Annotated in this window: 14 protein-coding genes, 1 tRNA gene and 3 pseudogenes; 14 read left to right on the top strand and 4 right to left on the bottom strand. The window is 49.5% G+C overall.

Annotation, left to right across the window (positions count from 1 at the left end; translation table 11 throughout):
* The first annotated feature begins 130 nt into the window (after window positions 1-130).
* The gene (locus C3F35_RS01090) at window positions 131-403 is read left to right on the top strand and encodes a hypothetical protein (RefSeq protein WP_103793232.1); all 273 of its coding nucleotides are present in this window, start codon (window positions 131-133) and stop codon (window positions 401-403) included.
* A 202-nt stretch (window positions 404-605) separates the two neighbouring features.
* Here C3F35_RS01090 and C3F35_RS01085 read toward each other — a convergent pair whose 3' ends face one another.
* Entirely contained in the window at window positions 606-1,178 is a 573-nt protein-coding gene (locus C3F35_RS01085; protein ID WP_103793233.1) for a TetR/AcrR family transcriptional regulator, read from the bottom strand.
* Window positions 1,179-1,274: 96 nt separating this feature from the next.
* The gene (locus C3F35_RS01080; RefSeq protein ID WP_103793234.1) at window positions 1,275-2,138 is read right to left on the bottom strand and encodes an arginase family protein; all 864 of its coding nucleotides are present in this window, start codon (window positions 2,136-2,138) and stop codon (window positions 1,275-1,277) included.
* A gap of 364 nt (window positions 2,139-2,502) precedes the next feature.
* Here C3F35_RS01080 and C3F35_RS01075 point away from each other — a divergent pair, with 364 nt between their 5' ends.
* The 4 genes and pseudogenes from C3F35_RS01075 to C3F35_RS01055 form a co-directional block, all read left to right on the top strand.
* Window positions 2,503-2,874: a GNAT family N-acetyltransferase gene (locus C3F35_RS01075; protein WP_103793235.1), complete on the top strand. Its 372-nt coding sequence runs from the start codon at window positions 2,503-2,505 to the stop codon at window positions 2,872-2,874.
* Between the two features lie 69 nt (window positions 2,875-2,943).
* Window positions 2,944-3,632 (top strand): annotated as a pseudogene (locus C3F35_RS01070) (IS3-like element ISEc52 family transposase); the annotation flags it as partial.
* A gap of 672 nt (window positions 3,633-4,304) precedes the next feature.
* A complete protein-coding gene (ltrA, locus tag C3F35_RS01060) occupies window positions 4,305-5,813 on the top strand; it encodes a group II intron reverse transcriptase/maturase (protein ID WP_001189111.1) in 1,509 nt (502 codons plus the stop codon).
* 80 nt (window positions 5,814-5,893) lie between these two features.
* Window positions 5,894-6,382: pseudogene (locus C3F35_RS01055) on the top strand (IS3 family transposase); the annotation flags it as partial.
* A 17-nt stretch (window positions 6,383-6,399) separates the two neighbouring features.
* Here the strand turns inward: C3F35_RS01055 and C3F35_RS27235 are convergent.
* Window positions 6,400-6,483 (bottom strand): annotated as a pseudogene (locus C3F35_RS27235) (universal stress protein UspA); the annotation flags it as partial.
* 448 nt (window positions 6,484-6,931) lie between these two features.
* On the opposite strand from C3F35_RS27235, the gene C3F35_RS01045 reads away from it, so the two are divergent.
* The 7 genes from C3F35_RS01045 (at window position 6,932) to C3F35_RS01015 (ending at window position 10,055) form a co-directional block, all read left to right on the top strand.
* Window positions 6,932-7,008: transfer RNA gene (locus tag C3F35_RS01045), tRNA-Arg, on the top strand.
* Between the two features lie 89 nt (window positions 7,009-7,097).
* Window positions 7,098-7,283 carry a hypothetical protein gene (locus C3F35_RS26980; protein WP_103792454.1) on the top strand — a complete coding sequence of 62 codons (186 nt, stop codon included), beginning with the start codon at window positions 7,098-7,100 and terminating at the stop codon, window positions 7,281-7,283.
* Window positions 7,284-7,444: 161 nt separating this feature from the next.
* Entirely contained in the window at window positions 7,445-7,768 is a 324-nt protein-coding gene (locus C3F35_RS01035) for a four-helix bundle copper-binding protein (protein WP_103792453.1), read from the top strand.
* A 522-nt stretch (window positions 7,769-8,290) separates the two neighbouring features.
* Window positions 8,291-8,506, top strand: coding sequence for a class II holin family protein (locus tag C3F35_RS01030; RefSeq protein ID WP_103792469.1), 216 nt, complete (start codon window positions 8,291-8,293; stop codon window positions 8,504-8,506).
* Window positions 8,506-9,042, top strand: a complete 537-nt coding sequence (locus C3F35_RS01025; protein ID WP_442786110.1) for a lysozyme — start codon at window positions 8,506-8,508, stop codon at window positions 9,040-9,042. The genes C3F35_RS01030 and C3F35_RS01025 overlap by 1 nt, the downstream gene beginning before the upstream one ends.
* A 207-nt stretch (window positions 9,043-9,249) precedes the next feature.
* On the top strand, window positions 9,250-9,588 hold the full coding sequence (lysC, locus tag C3F35_RS27320; RefSeq protein WP_442786109.1) for an Rz1-like lysis system protein LysC: 339 nt from the start codon (window positions 9,250-9,252) through the stop codon (window positions 9,586-9,588).
* Window positions 9,589-9,881: 293 nt separating this feature from the next.
* Window positions 9,882-10,055, top strand: a complete 174-nt coding sequence (locus C3F35_RS01015) for a GnsA/GnsB family addiction module toxin (RefSeq protein ID WP_103792468.1) — start codon at window positions 9,882-9,884, stop codon at window positions 10,053-10,055.
* A gap of 326 nt (window positions 10,056-10,381) precedes the next feature.
* On the opposite strand, the gene C3F35_RS01010 is transcribed toward C3F35_RS01015, so the two are convergent.
* Window positions 10,382-11,020: a DUF4145 domain-containing protein gene (locus C3F35_RS01010; protein ID WP_233211644.1), complete on the bottom strand. Its 639-nt coding sequence runs from the start codon at window positions 11,018-11,020 to the stop codon at window positions 10,382-10,384.
* A 33-nt stretch (window positions 11,021-11,053) separates the two neighbouring features.
* On the opposite strand from C3F35_RS01010, the gene C3F35_RS01005 reads away from it, so the two are divergent.
* Both C3F35_RS01005 and C3F35_RS01000 read left to right on the top strand, forming a co-directional pair.
* Window positions 11,054-11,626 carry a terminase small subunit gene (locus tag C3F35_RS01005; RefSeq protein WP_103792451.1) on the top strand — a complete coding sequence of 191 codons (573 nt, stop codon included), beginning with the start codon at window positions 11,054-11,056 and terminating at the stop codon, window positions 11,624-11,626.
* A complete protein-coding gene (locus C3F35_RS01000; protein WP_103792450.1) occupies window positions 11,623-13,194 on the top strand; it encodes a terminase in 1,572 nt (523 codons plus the stop codon). The genes C3F35_RS01005 and C3F35_RS01000 overlap by 4 nt, the downstream gene beginning before the upstream one ends.
* The last annotated feature ends 4 nt before the right edge of the window (window positions 13,195-13,198 follow it).

Genomic DNA, 13,198 nt, shown 5'->3' with positions numbered 1-13,198 from the left:
GAAAAGCGGACATTCGCATTATCCGTATAGCCAGATGGAGATATCGCTCACTTCATCGTATATTCATCAAATGGAAGCATGTCAATGCTACTCTTAAAGCAGCAGAAGGATCAAAACGGAGAGCGCTTAATTGATTGATTTAGAGTTATTATTCAAAAATGAGAAGGTTGAGGACATCATAACGTTCTTTGCTGGTTTTTCGAAAAGTATTGGATATCCAAGTTTGGATAAATATTTTGTACGATATCGATTCAGCGCAATTCAATCAGGTGAGTTCATGCACGCTTTCCACGAATTAGGCGAAAAAGGTGTTGTTTCCCTTAATGACAAAATGGGAGTAATAAAAGGTCCTAACTGGAAACAACCGGTTTTTGTGACTCAAAGAAAATACGGTATAGAGTAACATCTGACTGAAAAAGCTGCCTGACGAGGTCTACTATAGGGTGGGATTGAGCATCATATGATCATTGATGACTGGGCACCACCTTCCTGGTTACGGTTTCTATGTCCGCTTCGGGCACGAAGCGGATGCTGCGCAGGAGAATATCTGTTATGAGCGAGGAGCAGATATTTGCGAGTCGTGAGCTATCGTAACCTGTTCAGCATTATTTCAATAATTTTGACATTAGCTCAAAAAACATGGGTAGATCACGACTGAAAGAGAAAGACGCGTTTATGGCTTTGCGTGCAATTAAACCGTCGATAAAGGCAAATAGTATAATTGTGGTTTCCTCCAGGCTAATGTCCTGGCGAAACTCTCCTGCTGCCATACCTTCTGTGATAATTCCTGCAATACTTTGACGCATGATGGTATCACTGGATATATACGTTTTCTGCAATTCAGGGTTCCGCGCAGACTCCGCCATTATTTCAACCCACAATTGATGCGTGACCGGGTAGCCTACATCGCTTATGCACGAAGTAACCCGCGCACAAAGGCGGTCGAAATGAGTACCCCTGGATGGAGCATTATGAGCTGTCAGCGCTGAGTTCTGCTCTTCAAGAACGATAGCCTTAATGAGGTCATCCTTGCTTTTGAAATACGTGTACATTGCTCCCTGACTGATCCCAGCGCGGGTAGAAATTTCACGCACGCTTGTCGCACTGAAGCCTTTTTCTGCAAAACAGGCAGCAGCAGCGGTAATCAGCTTATGGTAGGTTTCAGTTTTCTTTAACATGTCGAGTTTAATGTTTTATACGGTGCCAGGACTTTAACGCTATATCCCTCCAGGAGCCAGACTTAACTCTGTAGTTCTGGCTCCTGGAATCATATATCACTTCATCAGCGGTAATACACTGAGCATTTTCTTGAGGTTCATCATATCCCACGGCAGATGTTCAGCAATCGTAAGGCCGACCGGTGCCGTTTTTGAGGTAGCCTGAGCTATCAGATTGAGTACATCTTCAATAGTCAGCTTGCCTTCTGCTACATCGCCAAAATCGTGCTCGCCTCTGCCTGGCATGGCGAAAAGTACAGAACGGAAAAGTGAAGGATCGAGAACGTCAAGATCCAGGTGTATCGCCAGATACTCAATGCTTTCCCTGTGAATCCACTCCAAAACTTCTTTCCCATCATTTTTGACTTGTTCAGGACTGATAGTCGCAATGTCATGACGAGCAAGGTATTCAGCTTCATAAGCCAGTGGATCGTGGAAACCTGCAATCATTACTTTTGAGGGATTAAGCCTGGTGGTTACGTGAGCAACTAAATCTTTATCACCTGTTCCCATTAGTGCTCCAAGAACATGGGCATGAGCATTTGGATACTGTTTAGCAGTCTGTACGTCAGGGTGAGAGTCAATCCATAGCACACCAAGTTTATCACCGTATTTATTGAGCAGATGTGAAAAAGGAGCCAGTGATACCAGGCAATCGCCACCAAAAACAACAATTGAATCGGGATTATGTTTCTCAATCAGAGTGGCTGCATCGTTGAGCTGCCTGATAATTTGAAGTTTAGCGGTAATGCCATCTACTTCCGCCAGTGGCTCCGCTGTGGGCTCATCGACCGGAACAGACTCAAGAGGGCCATCCGATTCTGGGGAAAGATACGAGAGAAGAAGCGACCCAAGGTGATAGGGTGGGTTATTGCCGCCTTGCCATTGGGGAAATAAAAGTCTGAGCGTTTTATTGGTCATAATTTGCCTTTGCTTGTTTTGACCACAGAATGATTAGAAAGAATCACAAATCAGTCATGAATGAACGTTCATTCATTTTTGAGTTATTGTCGCTTCTTTGCAAGTAGTACGGCACGTTAAGTTAAACCAAAAGGAAAAAATCTGTTTTACAACCGGGTTAATTCTACGTCCGCTCCTGGCACATAGCTGACAGGAGTAGTGCGCGTACGGGGGATCGTTGAGCGGGCGTTGACTCTATTAAGTATAAATCTGAGTAACTTTATGAATAAACAGACTGAAATTATTAGAAAAAATCAACTAAGTAGTTTGTAAGAGACATGACTTGTTAATATACGCCCCCCAAGTCCTTGCGTGATGATGAATTATGAAACTGTTTTCGACAGAACGAACTGATGTACATCTGCTGGTTGGTGAATACGCAAAAAATCTTCAGCTTTACTTAGTGAATAATAGAGCTCATCTGGCGCCATACGAACCTCAACGCGATGATGAATATTTTGCATTAGAGAATATACAAAATCGAATAATTAACTCTCTGTATGATTATCAGGATAAAAGAAGTCTGCTTCTTGTTGTTACTTTGAAGAATGACCAGAAAATTATAGGCAGTATCAACTTTACTAACTTTGTTTATGGCGTTTTTCAGGCATGTTACCTTGGGTTTTCATTAGATCATGCTAGCCAAGGTAAAGGTTTAATGTATGAGTCTTTAGAAAGTTCGATAGAGTATGTTTGAAGTGGTTTACTGAATTTGGCCACCTGAACAGAGGTGATATGCTCACCTCAGAACAACACAGGTGCCATAATGAAAAAAAGAAATTTCAGCGCAGAGTTTAAACGCGAATCCGCTCAACTGGTCGTTGACCAGAATTACACCGTGGCAGATGCAGCCAGCGCTATGGATGTCGGCCTTTCCACAATGACGCGATGGGTGAAACAATTACGTGATGAGCGGCAGGGAAAAACACCAAAAGCCTCCCCCATTACCCCGGAACAAATTGAAATCCGTGAGCTCAGGAAAAAGCTACAACGTACTGAAATGGAAAATGAAATATTAAAAAAGGCTACCGCGCTCTTGATGTCAGACTCCCTGAACAGTTCTCGATAATCGGGAAACTCAGGGCGCGTTATCCTGTGGCCACTCTCTGCCATGTGTTCGGGGTCCATCGCAGCAGCTACAAATACTGGAAAAACCGTCCTGAAAAGCCAGACGGCAGACGGGCTGTATTACGCAGCCAGGTACTTGAACTGCATGGCATCAGCCACGGCTCTGCCGGAGCAAGAAGCATCGCCACAATGGCAACCCAGAGAGGCTACCAGATGGGGCGCTGGCTTGCTGGCAGACTCATGAAAGAGCTGGGGCTGGTCAGTTGCCAGCAGCCGACTCACCGGTATAAGCGTGGCGGTCATGAGCACGTTGCTATCCCGAATCATCTTGAGCGACAGTTCGCCGTAACGGAACCAAATCAGGTGTGGTGCGGTGATGTGACCTATAGTGTGCCCGGAGTTCAGGGCGGGCATGGATGCTTAAATGAACCGCGAGTCTGTCTGGAATATTGAACCGGTAACTCACGATGAGAAACCCAACAATCCCACCGGGTGTGACGGTGGAGAACCTGAGCGGCAGTGACCTGCGGCATGCCCGCAGGGTGATGTAACCCGCTGACAACGGGGATTGAGGCGAGATCACTAAGCCGAGATGATCCTCAAGGTTAAGTACTGAAAGGCTGAAGAACATGAACCCGTTAATCCGCCTCTGTGGGTTGAAAACGTCACCACGGCCTACGTGATCTGACAGGCCGTGCAGGAGGAACTGGCAGTGATACGTAAGCACTGCCGGTCGAAGGTGTTTTGACATGTATGCGAAACACCGGGGCAGCAGCGTCTATCACGCTTGCGTTGCTGACTTCTGCCAACTTGCGGCAAGCAAGGATAAAGAGTGCGACGGGCAGCCTCCTCAGTATGCCTGAGTCCAGGCAGGTAAACCGGGGAAGGTCAGCGACGGATGTTAAGGGGGCATGGCTCCGATGACGCGCTGGCTGGCGGAGCTTCCGTAGTAGTCCGCGATGGGGAAAGCCCATTACATGGCGAAGGGAAGCAGTTTGAATGTGTTTGCGACGTGAATTAACTGACCTAACGAGGTGAAGACCTTTGATAATCAGCGAAATGCAACGCAAGCTTGCCACATGGGCAGCCACCGATCCGTCCCTACGGATTCAACGGCTGCTGCGTCTGATAACACAACCAGAATGGCTGGCTGAAGCGGCGCGGATCACGCTTTCATCAAAGGGGGCCCATACCCCCGGCGTTGATGGCGTGAACAAAACAATGCTACAGGCCAGACTGGCTGTTGAGCTGCAAATCCTCAGGGATGAATTACTCTCAGGCCACTACCAGCCCTTGCCCGCCAGACGGGTTTACATCCCTAAAAGCAACGGCAAACTGCGACCACTGGGTATCCCCGCGTTGCGGGATCGTATTGTTCAGCGGGCCATGCTGATGGCGATGGAGCCGATATGGGAGAGTGATTTTCATACGCTCTCATATGGCTTCCGGCCTGAGCGCAGTGTCCACCACGCGATCCGCACGGTGAAATTACAGCTCACAGACTGTGGTGAAACCCGGGGACGCTGGGTGATTGAAGGCGACCTGTCCAGTTACTTCGACACCGTACATCATCGACTGCTGATGAAGGCTGTACGCCGCAGGATCAGTGACGCACGTTTCATGACTCTGCTGTGGAAAACCATCAAGGCGGGACATATCGATGTCGGTCTCTTTCGGGCGGCCAGTGAAGGTGTACCACAGGGCGGTGTTATATCGCCGCTATTATCGAACATCATGCTGAATGAGTTCGATCAATACCTGCATGAGCGCTACCTGAGCGGGAAAGCCAGAAAAGATCGGTGGTACTGGAATAACAGTATCCAACGGGGCCGAAGTACGGCGGTCAGAGAAAACTGGCAGTGGAAACCCGCGGTGGCGTACTGCCGCTATGCCGATGATTTTGTCCTCATCGTCAAAGGCACCAAAGCACAGGCGGAAGCCATCAGGGAGGAGTGTCGGGGTGTGCTCGAAGGCAGTCTGAAACTCAGGCTGAACATGGATAAGACTAAAATCACCCATGTTAATGACGGCTTTATCTTTCTGGGGCACAGGATCATTCGCAAACGCAGTCGTTATGGCGAGATGCGAGTGGTCTCAACGATCCCGCAGGAGAAAGCCAGAAACTTCGCCGCATCGCTGACAGCACTGTTATCAGGCAACTACAGTGAAAGCAAAGTCGATATGGCTGAACAACTCAACCGAAAACTGAAAGGCTGGGCCATGTTCTATCAGTTCGTTGATTTTAAGGCCAAAGTCTTCAGTTATATCGACCGTGTCGTGTTCTGGAAGCTGGCTCACTGGCTGGCCCGCAAATACCGTACAGGTATCGCTTCCCTGATGAGGTGGTGGTGTAAATCACCGAAACCGGGTCAGAGCAAAACGTGGGTTTTATTTGGTAAAACCAATCACGGCAAGCTCAGCGGCGAAATACTGTACCGGTTGGTGGGGCAAGGCAAGAAGCTGTTCCGCTGGCGGCTACCCGAAGGTAATCCCTATCTGAGGACGGAGACCAGAAACACGTATACATCGCGCTTTACAGAAGTGGCAATGGCGTTCGCCAGCATTTAAATGGAGAGCCGGATGCGCTGAAAGGTGCACGTCCGGTTCGGGGAGGAGAGGCAGGGAAATAGTCCGACTACGCCCTGCCTCTTACTCTACTCTGGACGGGTAAGCGCTGGGCGTACCTCGCCGTTGTTCTCGACCTGTTCGCAAGAAAACCAGTGGGCTGGGCCATGTCGTTCTCGCCGGACAGCAGGCTTACCATGAAAGCACTGGAAATGGCATGGGAAACCCGTGGTAAGCCCGTCGGGGTGATGTTCCACAGCGATCAAGGCAGTCATTATACGAGCAGGCAGTTCCGGCAGTTACTGTGGCGATACCGGATCAGGCAGAGTATGAGTCGGCGTGGAAACTGCTGGGATAACAGCCCAATGGAGCGCTTCTTCAGGAGTCTGAAGAACGAATGGGTGCCAGCGACGGGCTATGTAAGCTTCAGCGATGCAGCTCACGCAATAACGGACTATATCGTTGGATATTACAGCGCACTAAGACCGCACGAATATAATGGTGGGTTACCACCAAACGAATCAGAAAACCGATACTGGAAAAACTCTAACGCGGTGGCCAGTTTTAGTTGACCACAACAGTTGAGGACTGCATGCGCCTGAACAAAGGGAATCACCATGTTTGTCAGGCTATCCTCGGAAACATCAATGGGAACCAAAATAGAGTTATACATTTGACCCTCCTGTGTGTTTTTTGCACACCCCAAGGTTAGCCCCTTGATTGCCAGAAAACAGAGAGCCAGATGCCAGAACGATTAAAAAGCTGCGGTCAGATTAGTGAAAATAATTTAATAACTATCTTTTATGGATAGTGTCACGTAGAGTGCCTGGGTGGTGAATCCCCCTATGCGGTGGGGCGGCTAGACAGGCAGGTGAGTAACGCGGTTCTGTGGTCTGGCGCAGGGTCACCGGGAGGCACCCGGCATCACATCTTCAATATCATTTATTTCTAAGGCTGCCTTTTAGCGGCCTTTAACAGAGCGCCGACTTTATTAGCAATGCTATAGTTGAAGTGGCATTCGATAATGCTCTCGATACGATTACAACACTGGAGTGGGGAAGCGCCCACTTTGCAGAGACAACTGCATGACCCTGACCAGCTTCATTGCTGGTCTTTTTTATCCGCCATTAGCTCAACTGGAAAGAGCACGGAGCTTCTACCTCTGTGGTTCGGGGGTCGAGTCCTCGATGGCGGACCATTGCATCGCTTCATTCTTAATTAAGTATTTCTCACACCAGCCCGTAACCACAATGGCTACACTCTCCTCTCAGTGAGGGAGGGAAAGGCATGATAGAGGGTTTTTACTGGATACAGCACAATGGCAGAGTTCAGGTTGCCTACTATACCCATGGAGAAACGGAAGACCTTGAAACGGGTAAGACCGTAACCGGTATCTGGCACCTGACGCAGGGGGATCCCATTTGTGATAATGGTGAAGCAGAAGTTCTGGAAGGTCCTCTTACACCATCATGAGATCGTTAGTCGTTTCGGAATTTGATGAAGGTAGTCGTTATTCGAATGCGTTCCCTGTAATTACAATTTAGGCGAATTTGGAATAACGCTCCTATTAACTGGCATCATCGCACTCCTGTAACCAGACTTAGTTTTCTGCTTACGACTGAAAGGAGCGAAATATGCCAATTAACCATGCTGAATGCATCGAGGCCTGCTACAAATGCGCGGCTGCCTGTGATTATTGTGCTGCTTCATGTCTGAAAGAAGAACAAGTGGATATGATGCGTGAGTGCATAAGACTCGATATGCAGTGCGCGAATATTTGTCGGCTCGCAGCGCAATTTATGACCTTTGATAGTGAATTTTCCAAATCGCTATGCCGTGTCTGCGCAGAAGTCTGTCAGAAATGCGGTGAAGAATGTGGGAAGCACGAAGCAGAACATTGTCAGAAATGCTCTGAAGCTTGCCTTCGTTGCGCAGAAGCGTGCCGCTCGATGGCTTAATGGAACTTGCTTCCAGTTTTCTGTTTGAGCATCGACACTTTAGAATTCTGACAAACTTTTGCTATTGTTAAGAGTCAGGTGAATCCCCCTGTGCGGCGGGGCAATCCAGTTAACTGCTAAGTGCAGATATGCTTGCGGCTCGTATAACTGGTAACGAGTCACCGGGAGGCACCCGGCACCTGTCTTAGTATCAATACCTGGGTTTAGTATTGCCTGCTTGCAAAAGCAGGCTTTTTTTATATGCGCTTCGTTAGTAGTGCTATTATTTAATCGTAACCAAGTCATAACCATTAACCGGAGCTCCTGACCGGTCAGTAATGCTGCTCGACACAGTTGCAATACGGATGGTGGCTGGGGAACATACCTACCTACTTAGATTTAAACTCAGTTAGGCCCGCTGAAAATGCGGGCCTTTTTTTATCTCAGGCTCCCGGAACTCCCATCACTCGTCTTGTCGTTAATTCGTCCGGAGAGCCTGATCCCAACTACACACAGCACCCCGGAATTATCGGAGGTGAGAGCATGTTACGCATGGAAAAATTAACCACTGGCATCGCCTATGGAGCTTCTGCGACCAACGCTGGTTACTGGAGTCTCCAGTTGCTCGACCAGGTATCACCATCGCAGTGGGCAGCCATTGGTGTGCTCGGCAGCCTGGTATTCGGTCTGCTGACGTATCTGACGAACCTGTACTTCAAAATCAAAGAGGACCGGCGCAAAGCCGTCAGGGGGGAATAGTGGCAGACAGATCAAAGCTTAGCGCTGCGGTACTGGGGCTTGTTCTCGCCGGTGCGTCAGCTCCCGTGATTCTCGACCAGTTCCTGAATGAGAAAGAGGGTAACAGCCTGACCGCCTACAGCGATGGTTCCGGCATCTGGACAATCTGCCGTGGTGCTACGCTGGTGGACGGTAAGCCGGTTCGTCAGGGGATGAAACTGACGCAGGCTAAATGTGATCAGGTGAATGCCGTAGAGCGCAACAAAGCGCTGGCCTGGGTTGAGCGTAATATTCGGGTGCCGCTAAGCGAGCCACAGAAGGCCGGGATCGCTTCGTTCTGCCCGTACAACATTGGGCCGGGTAAGTGCTTCCCCTCAACGTTCTACCAGCGCATGAATGCCGATGACCGTAAAGGCGCGTGCGAGGCAATTCGCTGGTGGGTCCGCGATGGTGGCAAAGACTGCCGGTTAACGAAGGGTCAGAAGAACGGCTGTTACGGTCAGGTGGAACGACGGGATCAGGAAAGTGCTCTGGCATGCTGGGGGCTAGATAAATGAAAACCAGACACCTTATTACGATCGTCGTGTTCATTGTCTGCCTGTTCGGTAGCGCATGCTGGTCAGCCTGGTATTACAGCGACAAAGCCAGTCGGGAAAAGGAGCGAGCAGATAACGCAGAGCAGCAGGCTCAATCAGCAAACGCCATCACCGCCAACGTCATACAGGCCGTGAATATTATCAACGCCATTTCAGAGGCCAACCAGGATGCAAAGAACCAGATCGCACTGGCGTCACAGAGAGCCAAGGCAGATATCAAAGTGGCTATTGCGAATGATGATTGCGCTCATCAGCCTGTGCCAGCTGCAGCTGCTGACCGGCTGCGGAAGTACGCGGACAGTGTACGTACCGGTTCAGGTGGTACCGCTGCCGGCAAACCTGATAGCTGAGACGCCGCAACCTGCGATTCCCGATCCGCTGACCTATGGGGCCAGCCTGAATTTGAATGTAAGCCTGTTATCAGCGCTAGGGCAGTGCAACATTGATAAGGCCAGCATCAGGAAGATAGAGGCGTCGCGCAGCTCGCAGAAGCAACTCCAAATTTAGCTTGCTAACTCATGAACGACTGAAGCAGCGAGTCACGGGTGGTTATCCCAACGACTCTCCGGGAGGCACCCGGCATCATATACCCAAAGCCCTTGCGGTGATGCAGGGGCTTTTTTTGTCACAGACCAATGCATCAGGGTTTCCCTACAGCCAGGAAAGCAAGGGTTTGGTAGATGTATGCAGCGACAACATCATTAGTCTATAATTTATAGACATTTATAGTGGAAGATAGTGATTCAACAACTATCACCTTGCTGGAGAATGGGAATATGAGTAAACCAGAAGAGGCCCAAATGAAAGTTGATGCTCTGACACAAAAGACCGAAGAAGAAATTTCCGCTTTGATCGCAAAAAAAATTTCAGAATTAAGAAAAAAAACAGGAAAAGAAGTATCTGAAATTCAGTTTGTTGCTCGCGAAGCGATGACAGGTCTGGAAGGTTATGACGTGAAAATTAAACTTTTATAATCATATCTTTCAAAGAAGAGGTCGCTTAGGCGGCCCTTTTATTGCCATTACAAAGCGTCTCACCCGGGGCGCTTGATAATGGTTAAAAAAAGAGCCCTCACAAGGAGGGCTACAGGAGTCTCAGTTTATGTGCTCTTTTTATTGATGTTTCCCCGGAGTTGGCATTCTCCGCATCAGAGTCTTGTACATCCTGGCACCGTACCAGGGAACAACAAGCGTAAGCGTGGGACATTAAGAATTTCCGTACGAAGCCATCACCATGGGTAGATTCATCGTAATTGTATTACCTTCTAGCGTCAGCAAGCAGCTTCCACTGAACATTAATTTTATGAAGGCTCTCGCTTCGCCTTGACCATGGCTGGTAGAGTGAAAGAGTACGTTAAAAAAACTTCTGTGAATTTCAACAGTTGATCTACTTCATCGGCCGTGAACTCTTCATCTGAATGAATGGCACTATTTGTATCAATACGGACTATATGCGCCCAGTCAGCCATCTCTTGAGTAATTAAGCCAGTCTCTCTAAGAGCAGAAATGCGACGAACGAGCTTTTCTTCCTCCTTGAGGTGCAGCTCCTTAGTTGCAATATCGATCACTTTTCTGCAATTCATTGCACTGGTTTCATACCTGCATCGAGCAAAATCCTCTTTGGCTTCAATTAAAAATTTTGCTGCGCGGGGAGGTGTACTCATTGGAGCGTCTATTCTCTTTGCTTGAGGGTAAGTTAAGTTGACACGTATATTGCGGTGATTATTAACAATTACAGGATAAGCAGAGTTTTGAGCGCTTTGGCTAGGTCCGCCATGAAGATCAGTCTCAACTTCTGCAATTAACAATTTAAAGCAGGATTGGCATTGAAAAACTAATGAATAATGTCTTTGAGCTAAATGTGCTTGATGGATGAATTTCATTACAGCGTTGTCTTTTAGACAATGTGGACAAGCAATATCGATTGAAAGCATAGCCATTACAAATTTCCCTAATTAAGAAAGGTCATATTTATGGCACTCACCGACAAACAAGAAATTTTTTGTCGCGAGTACCTGATCGATTTAAACGCCACAAAGGCGGCTATTCGGGCCGGGTACAGCGTCAAAACTGCAAACCGTACCGCATCCGAGAACCTGTCAAAACCTGTCATTCAAAACAGGATCGCCGAACTCAAGAGTAAGCGCAACGAGGATGTGGGCATTGATGCCGATTATGTGCTCCGGCGCTTGGTTGAGATCGACCAGATGGATGTTTTGGACATCTTGAATGACGACGGAAGCCTAAGGCCGATCACCTCATGGCCTAAAGCCTGGCGAATTTCGCTAACCGGTTTGGACATCAGCACGACCATTCAAAACTTCGACGAAGAGACCGCCGAGACCATCCTTAAAAAGGTTAAGTGGCCTGATAAGGTTAAAAACCTCGAATTGCTCGGCAAGCATGTGCGCGTGCAGGCATTCAAAGAGCAGGTGGAGCAGAAGGTCACCGCAACCCACAGCATCATGCCGGTCCCGTCCTGCGATAACGTAGACGACTGGGAAGCAGCAGCGCAGAAGCAACAGAACGAGGTTCTTGGTGGATGAATTACAAAGCCGTCTGGAAACCTTTGCCGGGATCGCAGTCGCTCTCCCTGAGTTGCCCATGCAACGAAATACTCTACGAGGGGACGCGCGGACCGGGTAAAACTGCCGCGCAGCTGGCGCGCTTTCGTCGCCTGGTTGGTCTGGGCTACGGCTCGTTCTGGCGTGGCGTGATATTCGATACCGAGTATAAAAACCTCACCGACATCATCACCCAGTCAAAGCGTATGTATCGCCTGTTCAACGACGGTGCCCGATATCTGGCCTCAGCATCTGAGCTGCGCTGGGTGTGGCCGACTGGTGAGGAGCTGCTGTTCCGCTTCGGGAAAGAAGAGGGCGACTACTGGGATTACCACGGCCAGGAGTTCCCGTTTATCGGGTTTAACGAGCTGACCAAGCAGCAGTCGGGTGAGTTCTACGAGATGATGTTCTCCTGCCGGCGATCATCTTTTCGGCCCGAGAACTACCCGAGGGATGATGGCTCACTGCTGAAGCCGATTCCACTGGAGACATTCAGCACCACAAACCCGTTTGGCATCGGCCACACATGGGTTAAGAAGCGCTTCATTGAGCCTGCGCCGCGCGGCACCATCATTCGCGAAACGCAGAAGGTGTTTAACCCGCAGACCGAACGCGAAGAGGACGTGACGCTGACGCGTGTCGCTATCCACGGTTCGTTCAAAGAGAACCCGTATCTGGATCCGCAGTACATCGCGACGCTGATGGCAATCAAAGACCCTAACCGGCGCAAAGCCTGGGTAGAGGGTTCGTGGGATGTCACCAGCGGTGGTCGCTTTGACCATCTGTGGAATGCCTCGCATCACGTGATTAAGCCGTTCCGCATTCCCGATAGCTGGACGGTTGACCGCTCTCATGACTGGGGAGAATCGAAGCCGTTCTCCAACCTCTGGTGGGCGCGGGCTGACGGCACCACCGCCGAGCTGCCTGATGGTCGCCAGTTCTGCCCGCCTGCCGGGTCGCTGATCCTCATTGGCGAGTGGTACGGCTGCCCGCCTGATGAGCTGAACAAAGGGCTGAATATGTCATCCACCAACGTTGCTAAGGGCGTGGCGTGGATTGATAAGCGTCTGGTGGGAGAGGAGCTTGCTGAGCCTGAGGAGATAAAACTCAACGGGGTGACGCAGGGGCAGCTGAACATCATGCCCGGTATCTGCAAGAAGGTTGTTCCCGGACCTGCTGACGGGGCTATCTACAACACCGGTGATGACGAATTATCTATTGCCCAGAAAATGGAATCCCAGGGCGTTAAATGGGTGCCATCCAACAAGAAGCCGGGATCGCGTGTGAACGGCGCGGCACTGTTTGCTGACATGCTGGAGGCCGTCATTGAGGGCAAGAAGCTGGAATCAGGTATGCCAGAGAAACCAGCATTCTACGTGTTTGACTACTGCCGGGGCTGGATAAGCCGTGTGCCGGTGCTCGTTCGCGACAGTAAGAACCCTGACGATGTAGACACCCAGCAGGAAGATCATGACTGGGATGGTACCCGCTACGCCGTCCTGCATTCACCGCCGAAGAAAGTCGGCAAAGTCACCAACCTACGGATTTAACTCC

This window comes from Leclercia sp. LSNIH3 (genome assembly GCF_002935105.1).
GTDB lineage: Bacteria > Pseudomonadota > Gammaproteobacteria > Enterobacterales > Enterobacteriaceae > Enterobacter > Enterobacter adecarboxylatus.
This window is presented reverse-complemented; position numbering and strand designations above follow the sequence as displayed.

Excerpts from the sequence above, each read along its gene's own strand:
- C3F35_RS01075 (WP_103793235.1), top strand. The coding sequence starts at position 2,503 with ATGAAACTGTTTTCGACAGAACGAACTGATGTACATCTGCTGGTTGGT.
- C3F35_RS01035 (WP_103792453.1), top strand. The coding sequence starts at position 7,445 with ATGCCAATTAACCATGCTGAATGCATCGAGGCCTGCTACAAATGCGCG.
- C3F35_RS01010 (WP_233211644.1), bottom strand. The coding sequence starts at position 11,020 with ATGGCTATGCTTTCAATCGATATTGCTTGTCCACATTGTCTAAAAGAC.
- ltrA (WP_001189111.1), top strand. The coding sequence starts at position 4,305 with ATGCAACGCAAGCTTGCCACATGGGCAGCCACCGATCCGTCCCTACGG.
- C3F35_RS01015 (WP_103792468.1), top strand. The coding sequence starts at position 9,882 with ATGAAAGTTGATGCTCTGACACAAAAGACCGAAGAAGAAATTTCCGCT.
- C3F35_RS01000 (WP_103792450.1), top strand. The coding sequence starts at position 11,623 with ATGAATTACAAAGCCGTCTGGAAACCTTTGCCGGGATCGCAGTCGCTC.
- C3F35_RS01080 (WP_103793234.1), bottom strand. The coding sequence starts at position 2,138 with ATGACCAATAAAACGCTCAGACTTTTATTTCCCCAATGGCAAGGCGGC.
- C3F35_RS01030 (WP_103792469.1), top strand. The coding sequence starts at position 8,291 with ATGTTACGCATGGAAAAATTAACCACTGGCATCGCCTATGGAGCTTCT.
- C3F35_RS01085 (WP_103793233.1), bottom strand. The coding sequence starts at position 1,178 with ATGTTAAAGAAAACTGAAACCTACCATAAGCTGATTACCGCTGCTGCT.
- lysC (WP_442786109.1), top strand. The coding sequence starts at position 9,250 with ATGCAAAGAACCAGATCGCACTGGCGTCACAGAGAGCCAAGGCAGATA.
- C3F35_RS26980 (WP_103792454.1), top strand. The coding sequence starts at position 7,098 with ATGATAGAGGGTTTTTACTGGATACAGCACAATGGCAGAGTTCAGGTT.
- C3F35_RS01005 (WP_103792451.1), top strand. The coding sequence starts at position 11,054 with ATGGCACTCACCGACAAACAAGAAATTTTTTGTCGCGAGTACCTGATC.